The sequence below is a fragment of the Bacteroides sp. 1001302B_160321_D4 genome (genome assembly GCF_015667765.1).
Classification (GTDB): domain Bacteria; phylum Bacteroidota; class Bacteroidia; order Bacteroidales; family Bacteroidaceae; genus Bacteroides; species Bacteroides xylanisolvens.
This window is the reverse complement of the sequence record NZ_JADPLO010000056.1, coordinates 1-14,652: the sequence shown is the minus strand read 5'-3', so window position 1 is coordinate 14,652 and position 14,652 is coordinate 1. Positions and strand designations below refer to the sequence as shown.

Annotated in this window: 12 protein-coding genes; 7 read left to right on the top strand and 5 right to left on the bottom strand. The window is 43.0% G+C overall.

Annotated features, from left to right (window positions below; all coding sequences use genetic code 11):
* Positions 1–111 precede the first annotated feature (111 nt).
* Entirely contained in the window at positions 112–1,119 is a 1,008-nt protein-coding gene (locus KFO40_RS19200; RefSeq protein WP_136000004.1) for an aspartate-semialdehyde dehydrogenase, read from the bottom strand.
* Between the two features lie 507 nt (positions 1,120–1,626).
* Between KFO40_RS19200 and KFO40_RS19195 the strand changes: the two genes are divergently transcribed.
* From KFO40_RS19195 to KFO40_RS19185, 3 genes are read left to right on the top strand one after another with little or no spacing between them, the layout of a single operon-like run.
* Positions 1,627–3,762 (top strand): cation:proton antiporter, encoded by a 2,136-nt coding sequence (locus KFO40_RS19195; RefSeq protein ID WP_004314883.1) that lies wholly within the window; start codon positions 1,627–1,629, stop codon positions 3,760–3,762.
* Positions 3,744–4,478: a ThiF family adenylyltransferase gene (locus KFO40_RS19190; protein ID WP_008016227.1), complete on the top strand. Its 735-nt coding sequence runs from the start codon at positions 3,744–3,746 to the stop codon at positions 4,476–4,478. Before KFO40_RS19195 ends, KFO40_RS19190 begins: the two co-directional genes overlap by 19 nt.
* A gap of 8 nt (positions 4,479–4,486) precedes the next feature.
* Positions 4,487–5,143 (top strand): ABC transporter ATP-binding protein, encoded by a 657-nt coding sequence (locus KFO40_RS19185; RefSeq protein WP_004314881.1) that lies wholly within the window; start codon positions 4,487–4,489, stop codon positions 5,141–5,143.
* Positions 5,144–5,321: 178 nt separating this feature from the next.
* On the opposite strand, the gene KFO40_RS19180 is transcribed toward KFO40_RS19185, so the two are convergent.
* Both KFO40_RS19180 and KFO40_RS19175 read right to left on the bottom strand, forming a co-directional pair.
* Positions 5,322–6,242, bottom strand: a complete 921-nt coding sequence (locus tag KFO40_RS19180; protein WP_074909674.1) for a helix-hairpin-helix domain-containing protein — start codon at positions 6,240–6,242, stop codon at positions 5,322–5,324.
* Positions 6,242–7,612 (bottom strand): sodium-dependent transporter, encoded by a 1,371-nt coding sequence (locus tag KFO40_RS19175; protein ID WP_008024389.1) that lies wholly within the window; start codon positions 7,610–7,612, stop codon positions 6,242–6,244. Before KFO40_RS19175 ends, KFO40_RS19180 begins: the two co-directional genes overlap by 1 nt.
* A gap of 103 nt (positions 7,613–7,715) precedes the next feature.
* Between KFO40_RS19175 and KFO40_RS19170 the strand changes: the two genes are divergently transcribed.
* The gene (locus KFO40_RS19170) at positions 7,716–8,108 is read left to right on the top strand and encodes a VanZ family protein (RefSeq protein ID WP_008024391.1); all 393 of its coding nucleotides are present in this window, start codon (positions 7,716–7,718) and stop codon (positions 8,106–8,108) included.
* Between the two features lie 132 nt (positions 8,109–8,240).
* Here KFO40_RS19170 and KFO40_RS19165 read toward each other — a convergent pair whose 3' ends face one another.
* Together KFO40_RS19165 and KFO40_RS19160 are read right to left on the bottom strand one after the other, a co-directional pair.
* Positions 8,241–9,536 (bottom strand): UDP-N-acetylmuramoyl-tripeptide--D-alanyl-D-alanine ligase, encoded by a 1,296-nt coding sequence (locus tag KFO40_RS19165; RefSeq protein WP_049701742.1) that lies wholly within the window; start codon positions 9,534–9,536, stop codon positions 8,241–8,243.
* Positions 9,537–9,613: 77 nt separating this feature from the next.
* The gene (locus tag KFO40_RS19160; RefSeq protein WP_049701743.1) at positions 9,614–11,629 is read right to left on the bottom strand and encodes a sensor histidine kinase; all 2,016 of its coding nucleotides are present in this window, start codon (positions 11,627–11,629) and stop codon (positions 9,614–9,616) included.
* A 117-nt stretch (positions 11,630–11,746) separates the two neighbouring features.
* On the opposite strand from KFO40_RS19160, the gene folP reads away from it, so the two are divergent.
* From folP to KFO40_RS19145, 3 genes are all read left to right on the top strand, one after another.
* Positions 11,747–12,613: a dihydropteroate synthase gene (folP, locus tag KFO40_RS19155; RefSeq protein ID WP_182019520.1), complete on the top strand. Its 867-nt coding sequence runs from the start codon at positions 11,747–11,749 to the stop codon at positions 12,611–12,613.
* A gap of 11 nt (positions 12,614–12,624) precedes the next feature.
* The gene (gene cdaA / locus KFO40_RS19150) at positions 12,625–13,389 is read left to right on the top strand and encodes a diadenylate cyclase CdaA (protein WP_004299718.1); all 765 of its coding nucleotides are present in this window, start codon (positions 12,625–12,627) and stop codon (positions 13,387–13,389) included.
* A gap of 307 nt (positions 13,390–13,696) precedes the next feature.
* Positions 13,697–14,652 (top strand): glycoside hydrolase family 35 protein (locus KFO40_RS19145; protein WP_162487410.1); only part of this gene is annotated, 956 nt, incomplete at its 3' end.

Sequence of the window (14,652 nt, the reverse complement as noted above, 5' to 3'; positions counted from 1 at the left end):
TAATTTAGAAAATAAAAAAACGGCTTGCATTGCGATCACTATCACATTGCAAGCCGGTTGATTTATTGGGCTTATCTGTCATTGACCGGATATTATATCCAGTCTATTGTATTAGATATTTTTTACTTTAATCAGATATTCGGCAATCTGAACAGCATTCAGGGCAGCGCCTTTCTTGATCTGGTCACCTACAATCCAGAAAGTCAATCCGTTTTCGTTTGTCAGGTCTTTGCGGATACGGCCTACGTATACCGGATCTTTACCTGCCAGGAACAGCGGCATCGGGTATTCTTTTTCTGCCGGATTGTCCTGAAGAACCAGCCCTTCACCGTTAGCGAATGCTTCACGAGCTTCTTCTACGGAAATCGGACGTTCTGTTTCTATCCAGATACTTTCAGAGTGAGCGCGTAATGCAGGAACACGTACACAAGTTGCACTAACCTTTACGTCAGAATGCATGATCTTACGTGTTTCATTATACATTTTCATTTCCTCTTTCGTATAACCGTTTTCTGTAAATACGTCAATTTGCGGAATCAGGTTGAAAGCCAACTGATAGGCAAACTTCTCTACAGTCACAGGCTCGTTTGCCAATACCTGGCGATATTGTTCGTACAATTCGTCCATAGCAGCAGCACCCGCGCCACTTGCTGCCTGATAGGTAGACACATGCACGGTTTTTATATGAGAAAGCTTTTCGATGGCTTTCAGTGCAACTACCATCTGGATAGTCGTACAATTCGGGTTAGCAATAACGCCACGCGGACGTTCCAATGCATCTTCGGCATTTACTTCAGGCACAACCAAAGGTACATCGGCATCCATACGGAATGCGCTGGAGTTGTCGATCATCACAGCACCATACTTGGTGATTGTTTTTTCGAACTCCTTGGATGTTCCTGCACCGGCAGAAGTGAAAGCAATGTCTACCCCTTTAAAGTCATCGTTGTGTTGTAAGAGTTTCACCTCGATCTGTTTACCGCGGAAAGTATAAGTTGTTCCGGCACTACGTTTAGAACCGAACAAAACTAACTCGTCCATCGGGAAGTTTCTCTCATCGAGCACGCGCAGGAATTCTTGTCCTACGGCTCCGCTTACGCCAACAATAGCTACTTTCATCTTTTTCTTTTGTTAAATTGTGAATATTGAATTTCTTTCCTGTCGAATAGAAAAGATTTGGCTGCAAAATTATAACAATTTAGCATATAAACATCGCTTTTGAGAGAAATATTTCAGTTTTTCGGCGGATTTCTTTAACCTTACGTATAATCAAGTGTGGTTGTTGGATCGGATAAATGCACCAAAAGGGATGCGTTCTCCGTCGCGATGCGAATCGGATTGGTTTCGTAGCTTGATAAGATTATCTTTATTGCCTAATATTACTTCGTTTAACTATAGTGTAACGTAAGGGTAACTATAGTCTCCCTTGCGTATAACTATAGTCATACGCAAGAGACACTATAGTAGAACGAAATAAAAGTGCCTAATGAAATAGATCTTGATAGGTAAGCGGGGGAAGAAAAGTAGTAAAGTGAGTAATTGACTACTGAATAATACGTCTGGACATTCATTGTGATTCTGCAAACTTTTTTGTTCCTTTGCATTGAATTCCTAAAGCCACAGCCTATGAACCTGTTTGATTTTAATTTAACCTTACCGATTACCGACCCGACTTGGGTATTCTTTTTGGTATTGATTATCATTCTCTTTGCTCCGATGATCCTCGGACGTCTTCATATACCTCATATTATAGGCATGATTCTGGCGGGTGTATTGATTGGCGAACACGGCTTTCATGTGCTCGACCGTGACAGCAGTTTCGAACTCTTCGGCAAAGTGGGATTATATTATATCATGTTTCTTGCCGGGCTCGAAATGGATATGGAGGACTTTAAGAAAAACCGGACGAAAAGTGTTGTGTTCGGCTGGCTCACCTTTCTGATTCCGATGGCGTTGGGAATATGGAGTAGTATGAGTATGCTGGGTTATGGCTTTCTCACGGCGGTGTTATTGGCAAGTATGTATGCTTCTCATACCTTGATTGCCTATCCTATTATTAGCCGTTATGGATTGTCGCGTTTGCGCAGCGTCAATATAACCATTGGGGGGACGGCTGTCACCGTCACCCTTGCTTTGATTATTCTTGCCGTCATAGGTGGTATGTTTAAAGGCACTGTTGATGGTTGGTTCTGGGTATTTCTTGTGGCAAAAGTGGCTTTTCTCGGATTCCTGATTGTATTCTTCTTTCCCCGTATCGGGCGTTGGTTCTTCCGGAAGTATGATGACAGCGTGATGCAGTTTGTGTTTGTGCTGGCAATGGTCTTCCTCGGAGGAGGATTGATGGAATTCGTGGGAATGGAAGGAATTTTAGGTGCTTTTCTGGCAGGCTTGGTGTTGAATCGTTTGATTCCTCATGTATCTCCTTTGATGAACCGCCTGGAGTTTGTGGGAAATGCCTTGTTTATTCCTTATTTCCTGATTGGCGTCGGGATGATTATTGATGTAAGGAGCCTGTTTACCGGAGGTGAAGCATTGAAGGTGGCTATTGTAATGACAGTAGTGGCGACTTTTAGTAAATGGTTGGCTGCCTGGATCACGCAGAAGATATACCGGATGCAGTCGAATGAGCGGAGCATGATATTTGGCTTGAGTAATGCGCAGGCTGCGGCTACACTGGCAGCAGTACTGATCGGCCACGAAATTATTATGGAGAATGGAGAACGCTTGTTGAATGATGATGTATTGAACGGCACGGTAGTGATGATACTTTTCACTTGCGTCATCAGTTCTTTGGTGACCGAACGTTCGGCCCGCCGTTTCGCTCTGGATGAAAATGTGCAAGCGGAAGAAGAAGCTAAACAGATAAATAAGGAGCAGATCCTGATTCCGGTCGCTAATCCGGAGACGATTGAAGATTTGGTTAATCTGGCTTTGGTGATAAAGGATGCCAAGCAGAAGAATGCATTGGTTGCATTGAATGTGATTAATGATAATAACAGTTCGGAGAAGAAAGAGCAGCAGGGTAAACGGAATTTGGAGAAGGCTGCCATGATTGCTGCTGCCGCCGATGTGCCTGTCACGATGGTGAGCCGTTATGATTTGAATATTGCTTCGGGGATTATCCATACGATTAAAGAATATGAAGCTACGGATATTGTGATCGGTCTGCACCGGAAGGCCAATATTGTCGACTCTTTCTTCGGACATCTGGCTGAAAGTCTATTGAAAGGTACGCATCGTGAAGTGATGATTGCCAAATTCCTGATGCCGGTTAACACCCTGCGTCGAATTAATATTGCTGTTCCGCCAAAGGCTGAATATGAATCGGGTTTCTCAAAGTGGGTGGAACATTTCTGCCGTATGGGAAGCATCCTCGGCTGTCGGGTGCATTTCTTTGCTAATGAGCGTACATTGATGCGCCTTCAGCAACTGGTGAAGAAAAGACATGCAGGTACCCCGACAGAATTTTCCATCCTGGAAGAATGGGAAGATCTCCTGTTATTGACAGGACAGGTGAATTATGACCACTTGCTGGTGGTTGTTTCTGCCCGTCGCGGGTCTATCTCTTACGATACCTCTTTTGAACGTCTGCCGGCGCAACTGGGAAAATATTTCTCTAATAATAGTTTGATTATCATCTATCCCGATCAGTTTGGAGAACCGCAGGAAATTGTGTCATTCTCTGATCCTCGCGGGCATAATGAGTCTCAACATTATGAGAAAGTGGGTAAATGGTTCTATAAATGGTTAAAGAAAAACTGATGGAAAAATACGACTGGCAACAGAGAACAGCACTCCTGTTAGGAGAGGAAAAGATGGAACGCATCCGGAACGCGCACGTATTGGTCGTGGGATTGGGTGGAGTGGGGGCTTACGCCGCCGAGATGATCTGCCGCGCAGGAGTCGGACGGATGACGATTGTAGATGCCGATACAGTGCAGCCTACCAATATGAATCGTCAGTTGCCGGCCATGCATTCCACATTGGGAAAGGCGAAAGCGGAAGTATTGGCTGCCCGTTATAAAGATATAAATCCGGATATCGAATTGACCGTTCTGCCCGTCTACCTGAAAGATGAGAATATACCGGAACTGTTGGATGCCAATCAATATGATTTTATAGTAGATGCTATTGATACGATCAGTCCGAAATGCTTTCTGATTTATGAGGCGATGAAACGTCGTATAAAGATTGTTTCCAGTATGGGGGCAGGAGCGAAGAGTGACATCACCCAGGTTCGTTTTGCCGATCTTTGGGAAACGTATCATTGCGGTTTGAGCAAGGCGGTACGGAAACGCTTGCAGAAGATGGGAATGAAACGGAAACTTCCGGTAGTGTTCAGTACGGAACAAGCCGATCCGAAAGCCGTGTTGCTGACGGATGATGAACAGAATAAGAAATCGACGTGTGGAACAGTCAGTTATATGCCGGCCGTGTTTGGGTGCTATCTGGCTGAATATGTCATTAAACGATTATAAAGGCTATTATGATAAAACTAGAAGGTATAACGAAGAGTTTCGGCTCATTACAAGTGTTGAAAGGCATTGATCTGGAAATCAATAAAGGAGAAATTGTCAGTATCGTAGGTCCGAGCGGTGCCGGTAAAACGACTTTGTTGCAGATCATGGGCACTCTCGATGAACCGGACGCAGGTACGGTGCAGATTGACGGAACAGTAGTAAGCCGGATGAAAGAGAAAGAACTATCTGCGTTCCGTAATAAGAATATCGGTTTTGTTTTCCAGTTTCATCAACTGTTGCCGGAGTTTACGGCATTGGAAAATGTGATGATTCCCGCCCTTATTGCAGGCGTTTCTTCCAAAGAGGCAAATGACCGTGCCACGAAGATTCTGGATTTCATGGGGCTGGTTGACCGGGCTTCTCATAAACCGAATGAACTGTCGGGAGGTGAGAAACAACGGGTAGCGGTAGCGCGGGCTTTGATTAACGACCCGGCAGTTATTCTGGCAGACGAACCATCCGGTAGTCTGGACACACATAATAAAGAAGATTTACATCAACTGTTCTTCGATTTGAGGGACCGTCTGGGGCAGACTTTTGTCATAGTGACGCATGACGAGGGACTTGCCAAAATCACGGACCGGACAGTCCATATGGTGGATGGTATGATTAAAAAATATTAATTAGAGAACCTAACTTCTAAAAATGTATACCAAAAAGGTAGAGCCTTGCAAGTGTTCTATCTTTTAGCTATATATTTATAGTCGCTTCTCTACGGAAGTCTGTGAAGATGATAGTAGAGTGTTTGTTTTGTTTGTGTGTGATGCATTCTTGTCTGGTGTGATAGGAATGCATCTTTTTTTATTTATTATAACAAATGTAAGGCTCGATCCGTTCAAGATCAATAGGAGTGAACTCCTCATAAAGGGATAATTGCTTCAGACTTTTTAAGATTCCTTTCTTTTTCCGATATTCTATGATGACCTTCGCTTGATAGTAGTTTATATATGGATGACGCATCATTCGTTCCATACCGGCTTTGTTTAAATTGATACGGTATATCTGATGGGTGTCAATAGAAAACCACGGGCGGAGTCTTTCTGCTTTTAGATGAATCTCCTGTAACTGCTCTATCCGGCAAAAGCCCCCCAGTCGTTCGCGGTAATTCACGATCATCCGGGCAATGCTGCTCCCGACTCCCGGAATCTTTTTAAGTTCGGTGGTATCAGCAGAGTTGAGGCTGACGACAGTTCCCGGTTGGTATTTCACAAGTGTGTCTCGTTGTATGCTTTGTACGGTTAATAATCGTATTGTATCTTTATCTTTCGAACTGAAATCTTCTGTAATTTGGATATAAGGATGAAGAGTTTGGTATTGTTCTTCTGTGAGTCCGTATATCTTCCGAAAATCCTCCGGATGGCGGAATTTGCCTTGTTTATGGCGATAGTGCAGGATATTCTTTATCATCCACGACGGTAATCCGAGTGAAAGGAAAGTAGTAGAGTCCGCGGTGTTCGGATCAAACATCGTAAGCTTGATTTCCCTTTGAGGGGTTGATGGAAAAGAATGACCAAACCTGTTGTGAGGTTTTGTTTCCCGGAGAGAGGCAACAAAGTCATTATACTCTTGATCGGATTTCTCATTCTCTGTGCAGTCGGTATCTTCGGTACGAGTGAAAAAGGCAAAGAGTTCAGGAGCTGCATATACTCCTAAAATAAGAACGACAAGGACGATAATGCCTTGTCGTTCGGTTTTAGTATAATAAAGGAAGTCTTTCCACATTATAGCTTGATTAGCCCAAGTTCATTGATAAATATCAGTGAGATGGCGATTGGTGCGATATATTTTAATATAAAGATGATAAGCTTGTATACCGGTATCTTTAACGAGCCGTCATTGGTAATTTCTGACCATACAATCTTTTTATCCAGATACCATCCGGTAAAGAGGGAGATACACAGTCCGCCAAGTGGTAACATGATTTTAGCTGTTACGAAGTCGAAGAGATCGAACATTCCCAGTCCGAAAACGGTGAATTCTTTCATGACTCCCAATGATAATGAACAGAATATTCCGAGAAAGACACAACCGCCGGTGACTAACCTTGCTGCTTTTCCACGGGAAAGATTGAACTCCTCGTGAAGATAAGCGGTTACTACTTCATGCAAAGAAATGGTAGAAGTTAAAGCAGCCATCGCCAACAATGCGTAGAACATTACAGAGAATATGTATGCTAGTACGGGAACTCCGCCAAATGCCTGTTGGAATACATTAGGCAGCGTGATAAAGATCAGACTGGGACCTGAATCCGGTTGTATGCCAACCGAAAAGGCTGCCGGGAAGATGATAAATCCGGCTAGTATTGCCACAAAAGTATCAATGATTCCTACACTGAAAGCTGTTTTAGTCAGATTGGTTTCTTTACTGAAATAAGAGGCGTAGGTGCAAAGGCATCCCATACCCAGACTCAAAGAGAAGAAAGCCTGTCCCATAGCACTTAAAAACACATTTCCGTCCACTTTGCTAAAGTCGGGTTTGAGCAGGAATTCAATACCCGCACCAGCTCCCGGTAGAGTGACCGAACAAACTACCAGTATGAGGATAATGATAAACAAGGTAGGCATCATGATCTTCGAAGACTTTTCAATCCCTTTTTCTACTCCTTTCACGATGATGAAATGAGTAATCAATAAAAATGCTACCAACCATACGACCGGTCGCCACGGGCTACTGGAGAATTGTTGGAAAGAAGAGATAAACTCTCCGGAGTTTTTTCCGGCAAAGCCATTGGTGGCAGCCTCAAGAATATATTCAAGTGTCCACCCTGCTACTACTGCATAATAGCTAAGTATCAGGAAACCTGCTAATACTCCCATGCGTCCTACCCAACGCCAATGCGTTCCCGGAGCTAATGTTTGATACGCTCTTGCAGTGTTGGCTCTTGATCGGCGTCCTATCAGGAACTCGGCAATCATAATAGGCAGTCCCAAGAGAAAGATACAACCTAAATAGATCAGTATAAAAGCGGCACCTCCATGATTTCCTGTTTCGTATGGAAACCTCCATATATTACCCAACCCAACTGCAGAGCCGGCAGAAGCGAGTATGACCCCTAATTTGCTGCCGAAGTTCGCTCTATCAATTTTTGCCATAAATCTTGTTTTATCTTACAAATCGTTATAAAATATGCGAGTTAAAGTGCAAATATAGAAAATGATACTTATATTTGCACGAAAATTGTAATATTATTTAGATATGCTATCTTATATTAAGAAATATCCTATCTCGCTTTTTATCATTTTGACAGTGATTTATCTGTCGTTCTTTAAACCGCCTAAGACGGATTTGAATGAAATTCCCAATTTAGACAAACTGGTTCATGTTTGTATGTATTTCGGTATGTCGGGGATGTTGTGGCTGGAGTTTTTGCGTGCACATCGCAGGGATCATGCTCCCATGTGGCATGCGTGGGTAGGGGCATTCCTTTGTCCGGTGCTTTTCAGCGGTTGTGTGGAGTTGCTGCAGGAATACTGTACTACTTACCGGGGTGGTGACTGGTTGGATTTTGCGGCCAATACAACAGGAGCGATCCTGGCTAGTTTAGTGGCCTATTATGGCGTACGGCCGAGGATGAAAATAAATAAATAGTAAAAGGCAACCTATGAACAACAAAGGTGAACGATAAGCCGTGAACGATGGCAAATAATAAACGGTGAATAATGGATATGATATAGTCAACCATTATTCACCGTTTATCATTTGAAGTTTACCATTCCGGCTTTATAGAAATTCTACCGTTGAACTAAGTTTGATTCCATTGGAACCTTTAATAAGAATGGTATATCCTTTGGGTTTATCTTCTTGCAAATCCTTTATAACTTCCTGCACATTTGCATAAGTTTTAAAAGAATGTTCACTTGCGGCAAACTGTTCTCCCACGAGCCATACTTTCTCAAAATCACTTTCTTTGATGTAGTCAACGATTTTCTGGTGTTCGGCCGGGCTATCAGCACCCAGTTCGCGCATATCTCCTAATATGAGCATCTTGTGAGGGACTGTCATGTTCTGGAAGTTTTGCAAGGCAGCCATCATGCTGGTTGGGTTTGCGTTGTATGCGTCAATGATAAGCGTGTTATCTTCCGTCTTTTTAAGTTGGGAACGGTTGTTCTGTGGCGTATACTCTGCCAGAGCTTCATCGATCTTCTTTGCTTCCACTCCGAAGAAACGTCCGATAGTGATTGCAGCCAGGGCATTCGGGAAATTATATTCTCCGATCAACTGTGTACAGACTTGATGGAGTTCACCGTCTTTACCGGCTTTCCATTCGAAAGCAAGATAAGGCGAATTGCCGGTAATCCGGCCATTGACATAGAGATCATCTTCTGTTCCATAAGAAATCAGGTTCAATCCCTGTGAGATATTCATCAAATAGGGGTTATCGTGATGGATAAAGGTGATGGCATCTTTCTTGCGGAGGAAATCATAAAGCTCTCCTTTGGTTTTGATAACTCCTTCGAAAGAACCGAATCCCTCCAGATGAGCTTTGCCTACGTTAGTGATAATCCCATAATCCGGTTCGGCTATTCCGCAAAGAAACTTGATTTCCCCCGGATGGTTGGCGCCCATCTCAATGACGGCAAGGTCATGTTCCGGTTTTAACCGTAGCAGGGTAGTCGGTACGCCGATGTGGTTGTTGAGATTACCTAAAGTATAAAGTACATTGTGGGCTTGGCAGAGAACGCTGGAAATTAACTCTTTGGTGGTTGTCTTTCCATTAGTGCCCGTAATGCCGATCACTCGCGTTCCGAGTTGGCGGCGATGATAGTTGGCAAGCTGCTGCATGGTTTGCAGGCAGTCGTCTACAAGTATATATCGTTGATCGCCTTCTACGGCATACTGTATTTCATCGATAATGGCAAACGCGCATCCGGAGTCCAGCGCTAATTTGGCAAATGCATTACCGTTGAACGACTCACCTTTCAAGGCGATAAACAAAGAACCGTCCGGGCAGTTCCGGCTATCAGTAGTTACTGATTGGCAATCCAGAAAAATCTGGTAAAGAGCAGAAAGTTTCATAACCTGATCTTTTATTTAAAACGTTGCAAAGATAGGCTATTCTTTCGGATTTGATGGGAGTTCGGGCAGTTTTTTGCTTAGGCATATATCAAAGGAAGAGTCAGGATCATCCGGCATCCTTCTGTATAAGAAGTATCGATCCGGAGGCTGCCTCCTAACTTTTCGGCAATACTCCGGCATATCGGAAGTCCGAGCCCGGTGCCCTGCGTGAAAGAATTCATTTTGTAGAAACGTTCAAATACCGCTTCCTGTTGGTCTTTCGGGATGCCTGTTCCTGTATCGGTCACACTGATTTCAATTTTCTTTTCAGCTTCCAATACGGAATAAGCGATGCGAATACTGCCATGAGTCGTAAATTTAGTGGCATTATGTGCCAGGTTGTTCAATACTTGTGATATACGTTCCGAATTACTGCGTATGAGCAGGCTATCTCTTTCAGGTTCGAATAAAACTTTTACATCTTTCTGCGTGTTATCTTTGGCAACTTCAGATGCAAGTTGACAGATCGCATTAAGGTCTGTTTCGGGGTCAGTGGGCAGTTGTTCGTATTGATCCAGTTCGGACAGCGTGAGCACATCAGTCACCAGTCGAAGCAAGTCGTTACTGTTGCTTTTGATGATATTGACAAACTCTTGTGTTTCTGGACTGTTGCTGTAATGGTCGCTTAATACCTGCGAGAAGCCTACGATAGAGTTGAGCGGTGTGCGGATTTCGTGCGTCATGCTTTGGATAAACGTTGTTTTCATCCGGCTGCTTGCCTCCGCTATATCTTTGGCTTTACGCAATTCTTCCCTCGATACCATAAGTTCTTCATTCCTTATTTTAAGTTCGGCTTCCGAAACTTTCAGTTTGCGTTTCAGGAAGTTTTCTCTATAAAGGAATATGAATAAGATACCTAATAAAATAATCAATGAAATAATCAAGGTTGTTTTATTATGCAACTCCTTCTCTTGTGCCTGAAGCATGAGTTCTTTCTTTTCGGCATTGAGCTTTTCTACATTTAATAAGGTGGCGAATTCGCTGCTGGCCACTTGCTCATTGGCTATTTTCAAAGAGTCATCCGTGTTGATGTACATTTGCAGATATTTGACCGCCAGATTCATATTCCCCATCTTTTGGTAGATTTCTCCCTGTGTGCGGTAATGGATGCTGCTAAGTATGCTTTCGCTTAAACGGCGTTCTTCTTTTTCCTGCATCTTTGCGGCTTCCAGTGCTTTCTGATATTGTTTGGTCTGCTGGTAGTATAAACATTCTATATTATACAGTCTCTTTTTGATAGACTCCAGTCTTTTGTCCTGTTCAAACGCTGCCTGACACTCCTTCAGTAATTTTTCGGCAGCTTGAAAGTCGCCGAACTTGCTGTAGTAGTTTACGAATTCCAACTTGGCAGATATTTGTTGCGTAGAGGAATTGGCAGTTGCAATGGCTTTTTCCACAGCAGCCAATGCTTCTTTTTGCTTTTTCTGGTTGATGTAATAGTTGGCTATCTGGGCATAAGTCTGGGAGATGTTGTAGTTTTCGAGCTTGTATTTTTCAGTCAGCTCGATTTCTTTCAATCGCCACTCGAACGCCATCGAATCGAATCTTTTGATGGTGTAGATTTGCGACATGATGTTATAGCAACGGGAGAGGCCGGTCTTATCATCCTCTTCTTGAGCTTCTTTTAACATGTTTTGCACTTCATAAAGTGCTATGTTCGTTCTGCTTGTTTTTAGGTAATAGGTAATTAATCTGTTAGCCCATGCGAAGTAATAGTATTTAGGCTGATGAGTGGCCTTGGCGAATTCTTTTACTTTGTTGGTATAGTGGATTACGCTGTCTTCATTGGTTCCCTGGAAATAATAATAATCCAGTTGAGTAGCTATGGCTACTGCCTGCATCCGTTCGTCCTGCCGTTCGCCGGCCATTCGGAATAAAGTGTCGGACATATTAAGTACAACAGGCTCTAATAAGTATTCTTGACAACGTTGATAATATTCATAGAGAGTAGAGTCAACATTGAAAGTTTCAGCCTCTTTTTGAGCTTTAGCAGTAGTGGTAAAGAACAAAATGAGGAAAAGAAATCCTACGCGAAATAGGGTTAATCGGCTCATGGTATGAATTTTTCGGGTTCTTCTATAGTTTGCAAATATACGTTTATTTCTTCTTTTTAGTACGAATACTTGCTTTTTTTATCTACATTTGTAGGCGATCTAAAAGGAATGTTGTCAATGATGAAACCTATATCTCCTATTTATATAAATGTAAAAGGGCGGTTGCTCGATCTTGCTACTCCGCAGGTGATGGGAATTTTAAATGTTACTCCCGATTCTTTTTATTCCGGCAGCCGGATGCAGACTGAAGAAGACATTGCTGCCCGGGCCTGGCAGATACTTGATGAAGGTGCTTCAATAATTGATATAGGAGCCTATTCTTCACGACCGAATGCCGAACATATTTCTGCTGAAGAAGAGATGAGAAGACTGCGTACCGGTTTGGAAATTCTGAATCGTAATCATCCCGAAGCCATTATTTCCGTTGATACTTTCCGGGCTGATGTGGCGGAAGAATGTGTGAAAGAATATGGAGTGGCTATTATTAATGACATAGCTGCCGGTGAAATGGATCACCGGATGTTTCAGACAGTAGCCGACTTGGGAGTACCTTATATAATGATGCACATGCAGGGAACTCCCCAAAATATGCAGAAAGAACCGTCTTATGATAATCTGATAAAAGATGTTTTCCTGTATTTCGCCCGTAAAGTGCAGCAACTTCGCGACTTGGGAGTGAAAGATATCATTCTCGATCCGGGATTCGGATTCGGAAAGACACTGGAACATAATTATGAACTATTGGCACATCTGGAAGAGTTTCATATCTTCGAACTTCCCGTTTTAGTGGGAGTTTCACGGAAATCAATGATTTATAAATTGTTGGGAGGAACCCCGCAAGATTCATTGAATGGGACAACCGTATTGGACACTGTTGCGCTAATGAAAGGAGCGCATATCCTGCGGGTGCATGATGTACGTGAAGCAGTGGAAGCTGTCCGGATCACAGAGAAATTAAAAATAGAGAGTGGATATGACAAATAAGAGGAGGGTGCATGTTTTTTGAGTTTGGCATAAAAGATTTTATCGATATTCTGCTGGTAGCTTTTGTTTTGTACTATACCTACAAATTGATGAAAGCTTCCGGTTCTATCAAGGTGTTCACCGGAATTCTGGTTTTTATCCTGATCTGGCTGGTGGTGACGCAAGTGCTGGAAATGAAATTGTTGGGCTCTATTTTCGACACATTGATGAATGTGGGTGTGATCGCGTTGATTGTTCTTTTTCAGGATGAGATACGCCGTTTCCTCTTGACTTTGGGATCTCACCGACATGTCAGTGCGCTGGCCCGTCTCTTTAACGGTTCGAAAAAAGAGTCGTTGAAGCATGACGATATCATGCCGGTGGTAATGGCTTGTTTGAATATGGGGAAGCAAAAAGTCGGTGCATTGATTGTCATAGAGCATAACGTTCCTTTAGATGAAGTTGTCCGTACGGGCGAACTGATTGATGCGGCAATCAACCAACGTTTAATCGAAAATATATTCTTCAAGAATAGTCCGTTGCACGATGGCGCAATGGTAATCAGCAAAAAACGTATCAAGGCGGCAGGATGTATTCTTCCTGTATCCCATGATTTGAATATACCGAAAGAACTGGGCTTGCGACATCGCGCAGCAATGGGAATCTCTCAACAGTCGGATGCTCATGCTATTATTGTTTCGGAAGAAACAGGCGGTATCTCCGTAGCCTATCGCGGACAATTTTATCTTCGTCTGAACGCGGAAGAATTGGAAAGTCTGCTGACAAAAGAAAACTGATTTTATAGTGATAGGCCAATGGTCAAATAATGATGGTCGTTTTATGACTATCATTATTTGACCATTGGTGTTTTATTTATTATCTTTAGGGCAATAACAATAGATATGGATAATCCTTTTGTGACTAATGGTTATGTTTCTGCCAGGTATATCTGCGATCGGGAATAAATGAAATAAAGCAAAATAGCGTCAATTGGCGCTATTTTGCTTTATTTCTAACCCTTTTTGAATGATAATTATCCCCTCCTTTTTAGGTGAATCGCCTACCTTTGCCGTATACTATTAAAATTCTATTTTTGAATAAACCATGAAAAACAAAATCATTGCTTTACTGGTACTTTTTACAGTTATTCTCTTTAGTAGTGCACAGGCGCAAACCACTGCCCACAAATTTGAGGCGGGCAAGAACACATTCCTGCTTGATGGAAACCCATTTGTAGTGAAGGCGGCGGAGTTGCATTACACCCGTATCCCACAGGCTTACTGGAGTCATCGCATAGAGATGTGCAAAGCATTGGGAATGAATACGATTTGCATTTATATTTTCTGGAATATCCACGAACAGGAAGAAGGAAAGTTCGATTTCTCCGGTCAGAATGATATTGCCGCTTTCTGTAAACTTGCGCAGCAACATGGAATGTACGTCATTGTCCGTCCCGGTCCGTATGTGTGTGCGGAATGGGAGATGGGAGGACTTCCCTGGTGGCTGTTAAAGAAAAAAGACGTAGCCTTGCGCACGCTTGATCCTTATTATATGGAACGGGTAGGTATTTTTATGAAAGAGGTCGGCAAACAACTGGCTCCGTTGCAAGTGAATAAAGGAGGAAATATTATCATGGTTCAGGTGGAGAACGAGTATGGCTCTTACGGAACCGATAAACCATACGTTTCTGCCGTGCGTGATTTGGTACGTGAATCCGGTTTTATCGATGTGCCTCTGTTTCAATGTGACTGGAGCAGTAACTTTACCAATAATGCACTCGACGATTTGATTTGGACTGTGAATTTCGGAACTGGGGCTAATATCGACCAGCAGTTTAAGAAACTGAAAGAGCTTCGTCCCGAAACTCCATTGATGTGTAGTGAGTTCTGGAGCGGGTGGTTCGACCATTGGGGACGGAAACACGAAACACGTCCTGCAAAAGATATGGTACAGGGCATCAAGGATATGCTCGACCGGAATATCTCTTTCAGTCTCTATATGACTCACGGAGGAACGACTTTCGGTCATTGGGGAGGTGCAAACAACCCTGCTTATTCCGC